Origin of the sequence: Campylobacter concisus, assembly GCF_902460665.1 — a bacterium.
GTDB classification, from domain to species: domain Bacteria; phylum Campylobacterota; class Campylobacteria; order Campylobacterales; family Campylobacteraceae; genus Campylobacter_A; species Campylobacter_A concisus_AL.
This window is the reverse complement of sequence record NZ_CABPUR010000001.1, coordinates 149,252-165,508: the sequence shown is the minus strand read 5'-3', so window position 1 is coordinate 165,508 and position 16,257 is coordinate 149,252. Positions and strand designations below refer to the sequence as shown.

The following is a 16,257-nucleotide window of genomic DNA, read 5'->3' as shown; positions in this document are numbered from 1 at the left end:
AAATGATAAATTTAAGAAAAATCACGCCATTAAATAACGAATTTATGGAGAAAATCGGCTTTGCGTGGCATACAGATAGCGACAACAGCTCATATATCGCAGATGAGATCGTACAGGTAAAAGCAAGCGAGGCGGATGCTTACTACGAAGCGGCAAATGAGCTATACGATATGTATGTAAATGCCGCTCAGTACGTCATTGACAACAACCTTTTTCACGAGATAGGCATACCATTTAACCTAGTTGATAGCATCAAAAAAAGCTGGGAAAATGACGTTCACTGGCATCTTTATGGTAGATTTGATCTTGCAGGCGGGCTTGATGGCAAGCCGATAAAACTGATCGAATTTAACGCCGATACGCCAACGGCAGTCTTTGAGACAGCGATCATTCAGTGGGCGATGCTAAAGCTAAATCATATGGATGAAGCTGAGCAATTTAATAACCTTTACGAAGCTCTAAAACAAAATTTTAAACGCCTTATCACGCTTGGCGACGATAATGTAAATTTCGAGGATGTTTACGAGGGCTGGGGGATACTCTTTAGCTCTATCGCTGGCAGTATCGAGGATGAGCAAACCGTGAAATTGCTGCAATACATCGCAAAAGAAGCCGGCTTTAAAACCGACTTTGCTTACGTTGATGAGGTCGTTTTTAACGATGACGAGGGCATTTTTAAAAATGATGAAAATTTTGAATACTGGTTTAAGCTTGTGCCTTGGGAGAGCATAGCGATCGATGAGGGCGAGCTAGCACTCATACTTTCAAATATCATCAAAAATCAAAAAGCCATCATCATAAACCCAGCCTACACGTTACTTTTCCAAAGTAAGGGAATTTTAAAAATTCTTTGGGATCTTTATCCAAATCATCCACTCTTACTTGAGACCTCAAACGAGCCGCTAAAGGGCAAAAAATATGTGAAAAAGCCGGTATTTGGTAGAGAGGGCGCAAACGTCTCGATACACGATGAAAACGGCGCACAAATAGCAAGTAATGACGGCGAATACGACTCAAATAAAGCTATCTATCAAGAATTTTACGAGTTTAACCAAGATGAGAGAGGCGATAACTACCAAGCAGGCGTATTTTACGCTTATGAGGCGTGCGCGCTTGGATATAGAAAAGGCGGCAAAATTTTAGATAACTACTCTAAATTTGTAGGACATTTTATTAAGGATTAAAGATGAAGATCGTTTGTTTAGACGCGGCAACGCTTGGAGAAAACGTTGATCTTAGTGTTTTTAAGAAATTTGGCGAGTTTGTCAGCTACCAAAAAACTAAAAGCGAAGAGGTCGTGCCTCGTATAAAGGGCGTTGATATCGTCATCACAAACAAGGTCATCATCGACAAAGCCGTGATGGACGCGACAAATTTAAAGCTTATCTGCATAAGCGCAACTGGGATGAATAATGTCGATCTAGAGCATGCAAAAGCTAAAAATATAGCTGTTAAAAACGTCGCTGGCTACTCAACCGCAAGCGTCGTGCAACACACGTTTGCGATGCTTTTTGAGCTAACAAATCACATCAAATTTTATGATCGCTACGTAAAAAGCGGAGAGTGGGTGAAGAGTGAAATTTTTACCTATCTTGGCGCAAACATTAGCGAGATCGCTGGCAAAGAATTTGGCATCATCGGACTTGGCGAGATAGGACGCGGTGTGGCGGCAGCGGCACGTGCATTTGGCGCAAACGTGAGCTACTACTCGACAAGCGGAGTAAATAACAATAGCGAATTTAGGCAAAAAAGCTTAGACGAGCTACTAAGAAGTAGCGACATCATCAGCATCCACGCACCGCTAAATGAAAAGACTAGAAATTTACTTGGCGCAAACGAGATAAATTTGCTAAAAGATGATGCAATAGTGCTAAATTTAGGACGTGGCGGCATAGTGGATGAAGTAGCGATGGCAAGGGCGATAGATGAGAGAAATTTACGCTTTGGCACCGACGTTTTGGAGAGCGAGCCAATGAGCAAAAATAGCCCATTTTTAAATGTAAAAAACAAAGAAAATCTACTCATCACACCACACGTAGCATGGGGCAGCTTGGAGGCTAGAAAGACGCTCATCACAAAGATCGTCGCAAACATAGAAAATTTCATCAATGAGAGTAGATAATGGGCTATGATATAAGCTATCACGCCATTAGCGAAGATGAAATTTCAAAGTGGTATTTTGAGGCACTTGAGCTTGCAAGGGCTGGTAAATTTGACGAGGTTTTAGCACTTGCTAGCAAGGCTGGCGTAGAGGAATTTTACGCCCAAAAATACAAAGATACGCTAAATACTGCACTGCAATATAAAGACGATGAAATTTTTAACAAAACTCACGGCTTTTGTATAGCTGTCACGCAGGGATTTTTTAGAAAATATTTCTACACTCGCGGCACAGCACTAAGCTCTTTGGCGCGGCAGAATGAGAAATTTAAAAACTACATCAGCAACTGGCGAGAAATTTTACCAAGTAAGTTTTTGGATAAATTTAGTGGCAAAATTTACAATGAGATCACCGAAAACTACTGTTGTGGCGCTTATGTAAACGCTAAAAACGTAGCTAAACTAAAGGCTGACTATGAAGCAGGTGGTGAGATAAAAGAGGCGGTTGATGGTTTTTACGCGCAAAATTTACCTGCATTTTTAGATGCGCTAAACTACGCATGCGAGCTAGAAACAGGCCTGCTTGAGGCCACTGAGGTCGTGGAGCCAAATCCACTTGATCTAAACAAATCAAGCTCATATTCAAACCTCTTTAACTGCGATCCAAAAGGCGCTATCATCTACGCACAGACCGCGGTGCAGCAGATTGGCGAGGCGATAAAGCAAGAAGAGACTGGCAAAAAGTCACTTTTTGAGAAGATCAAAGGACTATTTAAATAAATTTGAAAGGATAAAAATGGCAACTGAGCATAGTTTTGATATAAGTGCCGAGGTCGATATGATGGAGGTTAAAAATGCTCTTGAGACAGCAAAAAAAGAGATCGCGGCTAGGTATGACTTTAAAGGGCTTACAGCTGAAGTCGAGCTAAACGAAAAAGAAAAATTTATCACGCTTCTTAGCTCAAGTGATAATAAGATCGACGCACTAAAAGACATCGTGATCTCAAAGCTCATCAAGCGAAACATCCCGCCAGTAGCGATCACGGAGACAAAAAGAGAGCCAGCGAGTGGCGGAAATTTAAAGGCGACGCTAAAGTTAAACGACACACTTGACGCTGAAAACTCAAAAAAGATCACCAAAGCGATCAAAGACTCAAAGATCAAGGTAAGCGCGCAGATCAGGGGCGAAGAGATCAGAGTGACAAGCAAAAGCATAGATGACTTGCAAGAGTGCATAAAGCTAGTGAGGGGGTTAAATTTAGAACTTCCAATAAGCTTTAAAAACCTCAAGTAGCAGCTTCTCGTGAGTGCCTTTAAACGAGCTAGAAAAATTTTCACTCAGCAGGCTGTATGCCTAGCGCAGGCTTATTTTTTCGTCGCAATATTTAAATCCATCTCGCGACATTTTTGTTTAAATTTGAAGTTGGTAGGCTAAATTTTTGAAATCGCCTCGCCTAATTTTGCGAAATGGCTGCGTGACTTTTATATTTAAAATTTTATAGGATTTTGGGCTAAATTTGCGAAATTTCGCATAGTTTTTGTATTTAAAATTTGTCGGATTTATGAGTGAAATTTATCTTATCATTTTGCATTCAAATTTGATCTATCTAAAATGAAAAATAAGGACAAAAAATGAGCTTTTTTAAGAAAATTCTCGGTAAACAAATCGATCTTGGCAAGCAAATGCCAATCTATTTTGTAAGTAGCGACGAAGACTATATGCAGCGTGCGTTTGAGCAGGCCAGAGAGAGCTTTAGATATTTTTGGCGTGAGGTTTACTGGGAGCGCCACAGGATCGTACCTATGCTTGATTATGCGATGGTAAAAATTTGCTTCCTAGATGTCGTAAATGGCGAAGAAGTCGGCGAGCACATGTGGATAGACGATGTGGAATTTGACGGTGAAACGATATATGGCACGCTTGTAAATGAGCCAGATAGCGTACAAAACGTGAAAATAGGCGACCAAATAAGCGCAAAGATAGACGAGATGAGTGACTGGCTCTTTTCGATAGATGGACGCGCATACGGCGGATTTAGCGTGCAGGCGATGCGCTCACGCATGCAAAAGAAAGAGCTAAAAGAGCACGATAAAGAGTGGGGGCTTGATTTTGGCGATTTTAACGATATTTTGGTTGTTTACGAGCAAAAAGAGCACCCTGAAAATTTGATAGAGCATCCAATGAGCAAAAATACGTATGAGCAAGTAAAGCAATATATAAAAGAGCACCCAAATATGGTCACAGACGCTGATGAGTTTGGTTATACGCAGCTTCACAACGAGGCGATCGCTGGAAATTTAAATCTTGTAAATCTTTTGCTAGAAAACGGCGCTGATAAAAATGCCCGGACAAAAAGTGGCAAAACGGCGGCTGAATTTGCCAAGATTTTGGGCTGGAGCGAAATCGCAAAGGTGCTTAAATAGCAAGTTTTTTAAAATTTTAGGATTTAAATTTGAGTTATCAAGATATTTTAAATAAAAAAGATGAGAGTGTTAAAAACTCTATAATCTTTATAAATTTCATTAAGAAAAAGTTTTCAAATGCTCACATAGCAAGCAGTAAACAAGGTAAACTCATAGCTCTTTTAAATGAAGAATATGAGTCTTATCTTGAGCTAAATAGAACAAATTTTATTGAAATTTTAAAAAAACTTAACGAATTAAAAAAGCAAATTTGTTTTATGATTTTGGATATAAAAGATGAGATTATAAAAGATTTCGATGAGAAAAACTATGAAATTTATATAGGTGCAAGCTATAAGGAACCAGAATATCTTGAAAAAATTAAAAATGATTTGCTAAATAACACTTATTTTGAGAGTAGACTTAGCGAATATTCGGCAAATTTAAAGGCAAATTTCATAAAAGAGTGTGTTACTTTTTTCTTTAAACACTCAAATTTTATCGTGCCAATCGCTAGCATCTTTTGCTACTTTTTATTTTGGTTTTGAAGTAAAATATTTTCCTATTTTAGATAGCTCAGAGATGATATTTACAGGTATTTTACTATTTTGTGCGACTGCATTTATCACGTTTTTTGAGATCGGTATCTTAGTCTTTGTCTCAAACCTTTATCAAAATGATAATAAAAAATATAAATTTAAAAAGCCAAAATTTCTCTTTTTCTATAGCTCAAATTTTATATATTTTTTGACATCCATATCATTTTTTATTTTTGCTTTTATAGCTTATAGGCTTTATTATAATTGGCTAATGATAATATCACTATTTCCACTCTCTTATATCTGTGTAAATTTAGCAGTTTCCTTTAAGGATAGATCAAATTTTGTTATATATTTCTTGACTATTATAATGCTTATTTTATTTATCGCATCGATTGTTATTTCAAATAGCATTAGTGGATTTTTGGCACTTTGGATATTATTTTGCTCTTTTATGCTCTCATTCATTCTTGGAATAGCTAGCATAAAAGAGACGAAAGATTTTACTATTATTTTTTATTCGGCGCTCGTTTTTATGATCATTTCAAACTCTCTTTTATTTATAAAATACACAGCAAAAACGCTTGCTATAGGAAATGTTGATTATAAATTTTTGCTTATTGATAAAAGCGCTTTAAAAGCTTTGCCAAGCTCGTTTTGCGAGGCAAAAGATAAAGACCAAACGGCTTGCGAGATAGATGAAAAGGCAGTTAAAATTTATAATGTAAAGTCGCTTTGTAATATTGGTAAATTTTATTATCTGCAGACGAAAGATGGAGCAAAATTTGAGCTTGATGCAAGCAAAATTATCTCAAGAGCCAAGGAGTAAATTCCTTAAGCTTTGGGGCTAAAATTTGATCGATACGTGAAATTTGTAGATTTAAAAAATTAAAATTTATAGGCCAAATTTATCTGGCTAAGCTAAAAATTTCTTTAGCACAAGGCTAAATTTATTAAAAGTTAGCTATCCTAACACATCAATTTAAAACCAAACTTATTTAAGGCGATTAGTTATGATCTTTAAAAATATTGTCGAGAATTTTGCCGTAAATTACGCTCATAATTCTATTCAAAGATCACTATATAATGAATTTAATATAGACATTTTAACCACAACCTACACTAAAACTCCCAAAAAAGACAAAAAGTATATGCTCTACGCGCATGTACCATTTTGTCACACATTCTGCCCATATTGCTCGTTTCATAAGTACCACTATGAACAAGAGCTTGCAAGAGTTTACTTTGAAAATTTACGTGAGGAGATGAGGCAGGTTAAAGAGGCTGGATTTGACTTTGATTCACTTTATGTTGGTGGTGGCACGACGCTTATAAATGAGCCTGAGCTTGAGAAAACGCTTAAGCTTGCAAAAGAGCTTTTTAGTATAGATGAAATTTCAGCAGAAAGCGATCCAAATCACATCTCACCCGAGAGTTTAGCTAGATTTGATGGATTAATTGATCGCTTAAGCGTTGGCGTACAAAGCTTTGATGATGAAACGTTAAAAAGAGTTGGCAGATATGAAAAATTTGGCTCAGCCAAGGAGGTAAAAAGAAAACTTGAGCTCGCTCTTGGCAAAATTCCAGTCATTAGCCTGGATCTCATCTTTAACCTGCCAAATCAAACAAAAGAGCAGCTCATAAATGACATAAATACTGCAAAATCGATCTCTCCGCAGCAAATTACCTTCTATCCACTCATGAAATCAGAGCTAACAAGAGAGAATATAGCTCGCTCACTTGGCGTTTCAAACGTAGATAACGAGCGTGAATTTTATGAGATAATCACTGAAGAATTTAGCAAAAGTAACTACAAACAAAGCAATGCTTGGGCGTTTTCAAATGAAAAAAGTGCCGACCTTCGCGACGAATATGTTGGTTCAAATTTAGAGTATCTTGGCGTTGGTAGCGGAGCATTTAGTTTTCTTAACGGTGAGCTTGTAATAAACGCATTTAATCTACTTGAATACGGCAAAAGGATAAAAAATAGGCAAAGTCCAGTCATCGCAAAATGTGGTTTTAGCAAGAAAGAGCGACTTAAATACACGTTTTTAACAAGGCTTTTTGATGGCGGAGTTGATATTAAAAGATATAACGATGAAAATAGCACAAACATTAACAAAGCCTTATTTATGGAGCTTAGCTTGCTTAAGCTTGTAAATGCAATATATGAAGAAAATGGCATTATTAAGCCGACATTTTTTGGCAGATATATCTGCATCGTGCTCATGCGTGATTTTTACGCTGGTATGGACAAAGTGCGTGCGATATTTAAAGACGACGCTAAAATAAAACGAAGCAAGGTGCTTCGTATAATGAGCGAAAATACTGAACAAAAGTATGAGCCAAATATCATTCAGCCACGAGCTGCGATGTAATGCTTGCAAATTTAATCAAAAAAAACATATATCAAATTTCTAAAATAGTATTATTAACACTCGTATTTAGCGGGCTTGGCGTCTGGACCCTTTCATTTATAAATAATGAGCTTGTAAGCTTAAAAGAATTTGACACCTTTTTAGCGGTTAAATTTATAGTGGTTTTGCTCTTATTTTTTGCAAGCGCCATCGCAGCAAATATATCGCTTACAAATTTTGGGCATAAATTTATCTACGAGCTAAGATATCAAAGTGTAAAGCAAATTTTAGATACGCCAAATAGCGTGATAAACGAGATCGGCAAGGCAAAGATCATAGCTAGCCTAAATAATGACATAAAAACGATCACATTTGCTTTTATGAGCGCTACTGGCTTTATACAAAGCTTGGTTTTTATCATCTGTGCCAGCATCTATCTTTGTGTAATCGCTCCAAAAATTTTTATCTTTTTGTCCATTTGGATCGGTGCGACTCTTTTTATAAATACACTTTTTATGAAAAAAATTCATCTTTATTTTAAGTATTCTAGAGTTCAAGATGACGCATTGCAAAAGCACTACGACGATATCGTAGAGGGGCATAGAGAGCTTAGTTTAAACAGGGCAAGGGCAAGTGTCTGCTTTGATGAGTTAAATTTTACAGGCGATAAAAAACGCCAAAATATGGTAAAGGCCGATATTTATCACGCATTAAGCGATAATTTTACAAACATTATGCTGCTTGGCTCAGTAGGACTTTGTGTATTTTTGTGCGTGGCATTTGACTGGGCGAGCCTGCAAACGGCACTAAGCATTAGCTTAACGATACTATTTTTAAGAGGCTCATTTATGAGCATGGTTGGCTCCATACCAGCCGCACTTAGCGCAAAAGTGAGTTTAGAAAAGATCATGAGTTTAAATCTAAATAAATTTAAGGAAGGCTTTAAATTTGATGACAGCCTAAGCGATAATTGGCAAAACATAAAACTAAAAGATATAAATTTCAACTACACTCACGGCAAATTTTGCCTAAAAGACGTAAATTTAGAGATCAAACGCGGTGAGATAACATTTATCATTGGTAAAAATGGTAGTGGTAAAAGTACGCTTATAAATTTACTTTGCGGGCTAATACGCCCAAGTAGTGGCGAAATTTACCTTGATAGCACAAAGATAGATGAGGCAAATTTACAAAGCTACCAGGCAAAGATTAGCGCTATTTTTGCTGATTTTTATCTATTTTCACAAACGCTCTCTCATAATGGCTTTGCCAGCCAAAGCGAAATAGACGAGCTTTTAGCCTTGCTTGAGATCGACAAAAAAGTAAGTGTCATAGATAATAAGCTTAGCACCACGCAACTCTCAACCGGCCAGCGAAAGCGTCTAAGTCTTTTAATAGCCATCTTAGAGCACCGCTCTATCCTTATCCTAGATGAATGGGCGGCCGATCAAGATCCGCTCTTTAAACGAAAATTTTACAAAGAAATTTTGCCGTTTTTACAAAGTAAGGGCATCAGCATAATCGCTGTTAGCCACGATGATAGTTATTTTGATGTAGCAACTAGGATCATCTTAGTAAAAGATGGCTTTGTGCGTGAGCTAGACGAGAGCGAGCGAATAAGTGCTGCAAAAGACGCAGTTGAGAAGATAAAATAGGAGTAATTTTTACACAAAAGCACAATACTCACCATACTCTTAAGCCGTTTCAAGCTCAAATAAATTTAAATTTAGTAGAATCTTAAAAATTAAAAAAGGCAAAGTATGTCACATTCAGAGCTTGAAAGTACCTATTTTGGTGCATTTATCATACTTTTACTAGCGACTTGTTCATTTTGTTTAATAACATTCTTATCTTCAAAAATAAGTAAAAAATTAGCCAACCGCAATACCCAGCGTTTAAAACTTGGCTTTTACGAGTGTGGTCCAACCACCGTAAAACAACCAAATAAGATAAATATCCACTACTTTTTTTATGGAATTTTATTTATTTTGTTTGATGTTGAAGTCATTTTTATGTATCCGTGGGCTGTGGATTTTAGGCTACTTGGAATTTTTGGACTAATCGAAATGTTGCTTTTTGTGGCGATTTTACTTATCGGCTTTGCTTATGCTTGGCAAAAAGGAGTCTTTAAATGGCAAAGCATCAGATAAACTACGCTGCAAATGGCGGCTTGCCAGTAGTTTTAACAACCGTTGATAAGCTCGTTCAGTGGGGCAGGAGCAACTCACTTTGGGCGCTTAGCTACGGGCTTGCTTGCTGTGCGATCGAGATGATGGCAAGTGGCGCTAGCAGATATGACTTTGATAGGTTTGGCACCATTTTTAGGGCTAGCCCAAGACACTCAGAGGTGATGATCATAGCTGGCACGCTAACTAAAAAACACGCTGAATTTACAAGGCGTCTTTATGATCAGATGCCTGAGCCAAAATGGGTCATCTCAATGGGTAGCTGCGCAAATACTGGTGGCATGTTTAACACCTATTCAACCGTTCAAGGTGTGGATAGAATAATACCAGTTGATATCTACATCCCAGGCTGTGCCCCGCGCCCAGAGACGCTTCAGTACGCACTTATGATACTTCAAAAAAAGATAAGAAAACAAAGTGCATTTAGGGCGCAAAAGCCAAGAAAGCTTGAGATATGAGAGAGTATAAGCCAAAAAACGACCTGCAAAAAAAGCAGTACTATAGCGAGAAATTTTATATCGCCAAGCAGACGCCAAAAGAGGCAGTAAGTGGCTCTAAATTTGACGAGGAACTGGCTGTTTTAGAGCAAAGCGGAGTACAAATTTTATCTAGCTACGTGGAGTTTGACCAACTTGTTCTCTACGTAAATTCAAGTGAAAATTTTAAAGCGCTTGAAGTGTTAAAAGGCTTTGGCTACGAGCAGCTTTGTGAGCTTGCGGCGATTGATTATATAGCACAAAAAGGCGGATACGAGGTCTTTTATCAGCTTTTAAGTGTTAGCAAAAATAGGCGCACGCGAGTAAAATGCTTTGTCAAAAAGGACGAAATGCTAAAAAGCGTTTGCGAGCTTTATAAAAGCGCAAACTGGGCTGAGCGTGAGATGTATGATCTAAGTGGCGTTCTCATCAAAGATCATCCAAATTTAAAGCGCCTCATCATGCCTGATGACTGGCACTCGCACCCTCTACTAAAAAGCTATCCGCTAGTTGGCGACGAGGCTGCTAAATGGTACGAGGTGGATAAAATTTTTGGGCGTGAATTTAGAGAGCAGATCGGCGAAGAGAACCGCGACCCAGCTTATATTGAAGAGAAAGATACCTTTGGCTTTTCAAGAGTGTTTGACGAAAATGAAGACTACGAGTATCAAGAAGAAGGCGGCGTGAGATTTGTCAAAAAGGCTAAATTTAACCAAAGCCAGATAGTAAAGGAAAGACCTTGAGCCAGGCACCAAACCGCTTAAAACCATTTTTTGAAAATTTAGAATTTGAGCAAAATGACGGCAAGATGATACTAAATTTTGGCCCACAGCACCCAAGCGCTCATGGACAGCTAAAGCTTGTGCTTGAGCTTGACGGAGAAAAGGTCGTGCGCGCTATGCCAGAGGTTGGCTTCATGCACCGAGGCGTTGAAAAGATGGCTGAAAATATGACCTATCAGGAATTTATCCCAGTGACTGACAGGGTGGATTACATCGCCTCAAGCGCCAATAACTATGCATTTTGCGCGGCCGTGGAGAAGCTTTGTGCCATAGAAGTGCCTCGCCGTGCGCAGATCATTAGAGTGATGCTTTTGGAGCTAAACCGCATCAGCTCGCACCTTTTATTTTTAGCTACGCACGCCCTTGACGTGGGGGCTATGAGCGTCTTTTTATATGCATTTAGAGAGCGCGAATATGTCCTTGATCTCATAGAAAAATACTGCGGCGCAAGGCTAACGCATAGCTCCATAAGGATCGGTGGCGTGCCGCTTGATCTGCCTGATGGCTGGTGCGAGGAGCTGCTTAAATTTTGTGAAAAATTTCCAAGTGACATCACGCTTTACGAAGATCTGCTAAGTGAAAATAGAATTTGGCAAGCAAGACTTGTTGATGTGGGCGTAATTAGCAAAGAGCTAGCCCTTAGTAGCGGCTGCTCTGGCGTCATGCTAAGAGCAAGCGGTGTGGCGCGTGATATAAGAAAAGAAGAGCCATATCTCATCTATGATGAGCTAGAATTTGACGTGCCTTATGCGACACACGGCGACTGCTACGCAAGGTATCTGCTTTACATGAAAGAGATGCATGAGTGCGTGAAAATTTTAAAGCAGTGCGTTAGCAAGTATCAAACAAGCAGCCCCGCTATCATCGCCGATGCGCCAGATTACGTGAGCGCTTCAAAAGAGCAGATAATGAGCCAAAACTACTCATTAATGCAGCATTTTGTTCTGATAACTCAGGGTCTAAAGCCACCAAAGGGCGAAATTTACTTCGCTAGTGAGTCGCCAAAGGGCGAGCTTGGAATTTATATAAACTCGGACGGCAGTGCAAGCCCATACCGCCTAAAAATTCGCACACCAAGCTTTTGGCACTGCGCTATTTATGAAGATTTATTGGTAGGCCAGTACGTTGCTGACGTCGCTACAATAATTGGTAGCACAAATATCATCTTAGGCGAGGTCGATAGATGAGAAGGGTCGATCTTAGGCACTTAAAGAGTGAGTTTTTGAGCGCTCTTGGACAGCAGATAAAGGCTGGCGAGCCTGGCGAAGTGATTATATTTTTATTTGAGATAGGCGATTTTAGTGGTGTGACAAAGGCTGTAAATTTAGCCTATAATCTAAACTGCGAAGTGATGAACTCGCTTAAATTTAACCAAGTTGATTGGGTATTAACTATAAAAAAGGGCAAGATATGAAATTTAATGATTTAATAGCAGGCAAAAGCTTAAGTATCGCAAATTTGCTAAGCTTGAGCGATAAAAATTTAGCAAAAAAGATAAAAGAGCACGAGTTTAAGTACATCTCTTGCATCGAAGATAGCGAGCTTGGCGGCGAAAATTTAATCCGCTGCGAAATAGGCTCAATAAGCTACGTCTTAGCTCTTCTTTGCAAATACGCAAATTTATCTTGCGATGAGTTTTTTAGCGAGCTTGATGATGGGCTGATAAGCGGCGAGTGCAATGTTGGTGAAGAGGAATTTGAAGAGCTAGGCGAGTGGATAAAGGATGTTAAAAACATCGTTATTGATGATTCATTTTTTACTCATCCAGACAAAGATGCGATCTTTTGGCTACTTGAAATTTTAGGCAAAAATGTCGTTTTAGCTGGTGGTTGCAGGAAAGAATTTAATGATTATCACAAAATAGACGAGCTAAAAGAGCTTGAAAATTTTGACGGAGCGGTCGTTTATCTAAACAAAAACGCAAGCGATGAGATCGTGGGCGGCGTGCAGTTTGGCATCGTAGCAAAGGCAAAAGATGGCGATATGCTAGAGCTTAAAGCAAAAGATTTTAGCGTGAGGGCAAAATTTAAACTAGACTATTCGCTAAAAGGCACAGTTGCGATATTTGGTGCAAAAGAGTTTGATGGATACGCATTTAAACAAGTAGTAGTTAGTAAATGAAAATAAGCATAAATGATCAAATTTTAGAAGCAGATGAAGGCGAGAGCATCCTAAATATCGCAAGGGCAAATGGCATCTACATCCCTGCGCTTTGCTACCTTAGCGGCTGTTCGCCAACGCTTGCTTGCAGGCTTTGCATGGTCGAAGCAAACGGCAAAGTGGTCTATAGCTGCAACGCCAAAGCCAAAGAGGATATGCAAATTTACACAAATACGCCAGAGATCGCCGCCGAGCGAAATGCGATCATGCAGACCTACTGCGTCAATCACCCCCTTCAGTGCGGTGTTTGCGATAAAAGTGGCGAGTGTGAATTGCAAAATTTGACAATGCATCTGCGTGTAAATGAGCAAAAATTTGCCATTACTGACACGCACAAACCGCACAAAAAATGGGGGCTAATAAACTACGACCCAGCCCTTTGCGTGGTCTGCGAGAGGTGCGTGACGGTCTGTAAAGATAAGATCGGCGAGAGCGCGCTAAAAACGGTGCCAAGAGGCGTTGAGGTGCCAAAAGAGCTAAAAGAGAGCATGCCAAAAGATGCTTACGCCGTCTTTAGCAAGATGCAAAAGAGCCTAATTGCCCCAAGCGTTGGCGAAAATTTGGACTGCTCGTTTTGCGGCGAGTGCATCAGCGTCTGCCCTGTTGGCGCGCTTGTTAGCTCAAATTTTCAGTATAGCTCAAATGTCTGGGAGCTAAGCCACGTCCCAGCTGCAAATCCGCATCAAAGCGACTGCGAGCTCATTTTTTATGACGTAAAAGAGAAAAGCACTAGCGATAGAAGCAAGCAAATTTATCGTGTGAGCAACGACTTTCACTTTGGCGAGATAAGCGGTGCGGCAAGGTTTGGCTACGACTTTCACAACGAAAATGCCCGCAAAAATGAGGCGAAATTTAATGAACTCATTTCAAATTTTAAAAACGGCAATATAAAAAATATAAAATTTAATAGCTTCATAACAAACGAGGAGGCGCTTATTTTGGAGCGCTTGAGAGAGAAATTTGATCTAAATTTATTAAACGATGAGGCTTTTAAATTTCAAAATTTCTTAAATATTTTTAGCGAATTTAGCGGCCTTAGCTCATACAACGCAGACTATGAGAGCCTAAAAAATAGCGATTTTATCATCACGGCTGGTAGCTTCTTGCGCCACGAGAGCCCAGTTACAAGCTATAAGCTAAATAACGCCCTTAAGATGAATAAAGCTAGTGGAATTTACTTTCATCACATCGCTGATGAGGTGGTGAAGAAATTTTCAAAGAATTTCGCCTGTGTGAGCTATGAGGCTGGGGATTTGGAGCAAATTTTACTCTTTGTGCTTAAAAACTGGGGCGAAAATTTACCAGCAGCGCTTGGGGCAAGAGTTGAAAAATTTGAAGAGAGCTTTGGCTTAGAAGTAGCCACTCTTAGCGAGGGCAAGGCTAAATTTACGCTTATTTTAGGTAGCGACTTTTACGCTCATGAAAATGCAAATTTACTTGCAGCCCTTGCTGGAGTGATCGCAAGAACTACGCCCTTTCATGTGATGCTGATACCACCTCGCACAAATTCGCTTGGCGTGGCTAAAATTTGTACGCTTTCACACGAGAAAAAGCCTGGCAAGACGCTAGGATATAACGAAATGGGCGAGTTTAAATTTAGCATCTTTGAGGGCGATCTTGACGCTGGTGCGCTAAATCAGCAAGAGGGCACATTTACAAGCATAAATAACGAAGTAGTGCCGACAAATGCGGCTTTAGCTCATAATGGCTACTTCTTAAACGACATCGCAAATGCACTTGGGCTATCGGCTAAAAATACGATTGATTACACAGCGAAGCTGCCAAAAGAGAAGGGTTACAGGGGCGTTAAATTTGATGATTTAGAAAATTTTTACGCAAATGACGGCACAAGCCACAGAGGCTACAAGCTTGAAATTTCAAATTTCACGCCAAAAGAGGACATAGAGCCACTTTATAAAGAGCAAAATGAGCTAAATTTAAAAGAGGACGAAGCGCTAATAAGCCTTGCAAATCCTATAAATTTGCCTTCATTTTTTGCAAACTATGCTAGCCAAACTGCTAAACGCGCGAAACTTTATGCAAGTAGCGAGTTTATGGCTAAATTTGAAATTTCACAAAACGAAGCTGTCATTTTAGAAAAAAATGGGCAAAAGCTTGCCATTTGCGTGGAGCTTGATAGTGAGCTAGGAGGCGTGGCAGCCTATCTTGGTGACTACGATGATAAGCTTGATGTAAGCGCCATTTTTGAGGGCAAGAGTTTTGCTAGCGTAAAAATAATAAAGGCAGAGAATGAGTGAAATGCTATTTTTTGTGATAACAACTATTGTTAAAGCAGTCGTCATCTTGGCCGTCATGGCTAGCCTCGCAGGGCTTGCGACCTATGCTGAGAGAAAGGTGCTAGCCTACATGCAGCGCCGCGTGGGGCCTGATATGGTGGGGCCTGCTGGTGTGCTTCAGATCGTGGCTGACATGATAAAGCTCTTTACAAAAGAGGATATCGTGCCTGCAAATGCAAATAAATTTATCTTTCTAATAGCCCCTCTAATCTCTGCTATCGCGGCATTTGCAGCGCTTGCGCCTGTGCCATTTTTGCCTGAGTTTGAGGTTTTTGGGCATACGATTAGACCGATACTTGCCGATATAAACGTGGGCGTCTTATATATCGCTGGCGTGGCAGCAGTTTGCGTCTTTTCGCCACTTGCAGCAGGCCTTGCAAGCTACAATAAATTTGCACTAATTAGCGCCGCTCGTGCAGTTGTGGCGCTTCTTAGCTTCGAAGTGGTCGCTGGCATGGCACTTTTAAGCGTTGTCATGGTGACTAGCTCGCTCTCGCTAGTTGATATAAATAACTACCAAAAAGGCATATTTAACTGGCTCATCTTCAAGCAACCCCTTGCCTTCGTGCTTTTCGTGATGGCAAGCTTTGTAGAGTGCAACAGAACGCCGTTTTGTCTAACAGAAAACGAGACCGAGATCGTAGCAGGCTACGGCACTGAGTATAGCGGCATGAGATGGGCGATGTTTTTCATCGGCGAATACACCAACATGATCGCAGCAAGTATCATCATCACGCTTTTGTTTTTGGGTGGTTTTAACGAGTTTTTATTTATCCCAGGCGCTTTGATGATCATTTTAAAATCAAGCCTAGTCTTTTTCTTTTTCCTTTGGACGAGGGCGTCGTGGCCGCATCTAAGGGTTGATCAGCTTAGTATGCTTTGCTGGAAAATTTTACTTCCGCTTGGCATCTTAAACGTCGTAATCACCGGCTTTGCACTACTTATCTAAGGCGTAAA

At 39.7% G+C, this 16,257-nt stretch carries 17 protein-coding genes; all 17 read left to right on the top strand.

The features are described 5' to 3' along the window. Window positions 1-2: 2 nt before the first annotated feature. The 17 genes from F3G66_RS00875 (at window position 3) to nuoH (ending at window position 16,249) form a co-directional block, all read left to right on the top strand. Entirely contained in the window at window positions 3-1,184 is a 1,182-nt protein-coding gene (locus tag F3G66_RS00875; protein ID WP_149706840.1) for a glutathionylspermidine synthase family protein, read from the top strand. A gap of 2 nt (window positions 1,185-1,186) precedes the next feature. Continuing rightward, complete coding sequence (locus F3G66_RS00870; protein WP_149706839.1) at window positions 1,187-2,122, top strand: D-2-hydroxyacid dehydrogenase; 936 nt, start codon at window positions 1,187-1,189, stop codon at window positions 2,120-2,122. Continuing rightward, the gene (locus F3G66_RS00865) at window positions 2,122-2,880 is read left to right on the top strand and encodes a hypothetical protein (protein WP_149706838.1); all 759 of its coding nucleotides are present in this window, start codon (window positions 2,122-2,124) and stop codon (window positions 2,878-2,880) included. Before F3G66_RS00870 ends, F3G66_RS00865 begins: the two co-directional genes overlap by 1 nt. A 16-nt stretch (window positions 2,881-2,896) precedes the next feature. After that, a complete protein-coding gene (locus tag F3G66_RS00860; RefSeq protein ID WP_149706837.1) occupies window positions 2,897-3,394 on the top strand; it encodes a YajQ family cyclic di-GMP-binding protein in 498 nt (165 codons plus the stop codon). A 338-nt stretch (window positions 3,395-3,732) separates the two neighbouring features. After that, a complete protein-coding gene (locus F3G66_RS00855) occupies window positions 3,733-4,524 on the top strand; it encodes a YegJ family protein (RefSeq protein ID WP_149706836.1) in 792 nt (263 codons plus the stop codon). Window positions 4,525-4,553: 29 nt separating this feature from the next. Then, complete coding sequence (locus F3G66_RS09555) at window positions 4,554-5,051, top strand: hypothetical protein (RefSeq protein WP_223154174.1); 498 nt, start codon at window positions 4,554-4,556, stop codon at window positions 5,049-5,051. A gap of 34 nt (window positions 5,052-5,085) precedes the next feature. Further along, window positions 5,086-5,871 carry a hypothetical protein gene (locus F3G66_RS09550; RefSeq protein WP_223154173.1) on the top strand — a complete coding sequence of 262 codons (786 nt, stop codon included), beginning with the start codon at window positions 5,086-5,088 and terminating at the stop codon, window positions 5,869-5,871. A gap of 184 nt (window positions 5,872-6,055) precedes the next feature. Next, complete coding sequence (locus tag F3G66_RS00845; RefSeq protein ID WP_149706835.1) at window positions 6,056-7,420, top strand: coproporphyrinogen III oxidase family protein; 1,365 nt, start codon at window positions 6,056-6,058, stop codon at window positions 7,418-7,420. Next, window positions 7,420-9,054 (top strand): multidrug ABC transporter permease/ATP-binding protein, encoded by a 1,635-nt coding sequence (locus tag F3G66_RS00840; protein WP_148821775.1) that lies wholly within the window; start codon window positions 7,420-7,422, stop codon window positions 9,052-9,054. Before F3G66_RS00845 ends, F3G66_RS00840 begins: the two co-directional genes overlap by 1 nt. 105 nt (window positions 9,055-9,159) lie before the next feature. Beyond that, entirely contained in the window at window positions 9,160-9,549 is a 390-nt protein-coding gene (locus F3G66_RS00835; RefSeq protein WP_021090439.1) for an NAD(P)H-quinone oxidoreductase subunit 3, read from the top strand. Next, window positions 9,531-10,043: a NuoB/complex I 20 kDa subunit family protein gene (locus F3G66_RS00830; protein WP_149706834.1), complete on the top strand. Its 513-nt coding sequence runs from the start codon at window positions 9,531-9,533 to the stop codon at window positions 10,041-10,043. The genes F3G66_RS00835 and F3G66_RS00830 overlap by 19 nt, the downstream gene beginning before the upstream one ends. Next, window positions 10,040-10,804 (top strand): NADH-quinone oxidoreductase subunit C, encoded by a 765-nt coding sequence (locus tag F3G66_RS00825; RefSeq protein WP_149706833.1) that lies wholly within the window; start codon window positions 10,040-10,042, stop codon window positions 10,802-10,804. Before F3G66_RS00830 ends, F3G66_RS00825 begins: the two co-directional genes overlap by 4 nt. Continuing rightward, window positions 10,801-12,030, top strand: coding sequence for an NADH dehydrogenase (quinone) subunit D (nuoD, locus tag F3G66_RS00820; RefSeq protein ID WP_149706832.1), 1,230 nt, complete (start codon window positions 10,801-10,803; stop codon window positions 12,028-12,030). The genes F3G66_RS00825 and nuoD overlap by 4 nt, the downstream gene beginning before the upstream one ends. Next, window positions 12,027-12,257 (top strand): NADH-ubiquinone oxidoreductase subunit E family protein, encoded by a 231-nt coding sequence (locus F3G66_RS00815; protein WP_148821771.1) that lies wholly within the window; start codon window positions 12,027-12,029, stop codon window positions 12,255-12,257. Before nuoD ends, F3G66_RS00815 begins: the two co-directional genes overlap by 4 nt. Next, window positions 12,254-12,964 carry a hypothetical protein gene (locus tag F3G66_RS00810; RefSeq protein WP_149706831.1) on the top strand — a complete coding sequence of 237 codons (711 nt, stop codon included), beginning with the start codon at window positions 12,254-12,256 and terminating at the stop codon, window positions 12,962-12,964. The genes F3G66_RS00815 and F3G66_RS00810 overlap by 4 nt, the downstream gene beginning before the upstream one ends. After that, window positions 12,961-15,261, top strand: a complete 2,301-nt coding sequence (locus F3G66_RS00805; protein WP_149706830.1) for an NADH-quinone oxidoreductase subunit G — start codon at window positions 12,961-12,963, stop codon at window positions 15,259-15,261. The genes F3G66_RS00810 and F3G66_RS00805 overlap by 4 nt, the downstream gene beginning before the upstream one ends. Further along, window positions 15,254-16,249, top strand: coding sequence for an NADH-quinone oxidoreductase subunit NuoH (nuoH, locus tag F3G66_RS00800; RefSeq protein ID WP_004318044.1), 996 nt, complete (start codon window positions 15,254-15,256; stop codon window positions 16,247-16,249). The genes F3G66_RS00805 and nuoH overlap by 8 nt, the downstream gene beginning before the upstream one ends. Window positions 16,250-16,257: the final 8 nt, after the last annotated feature.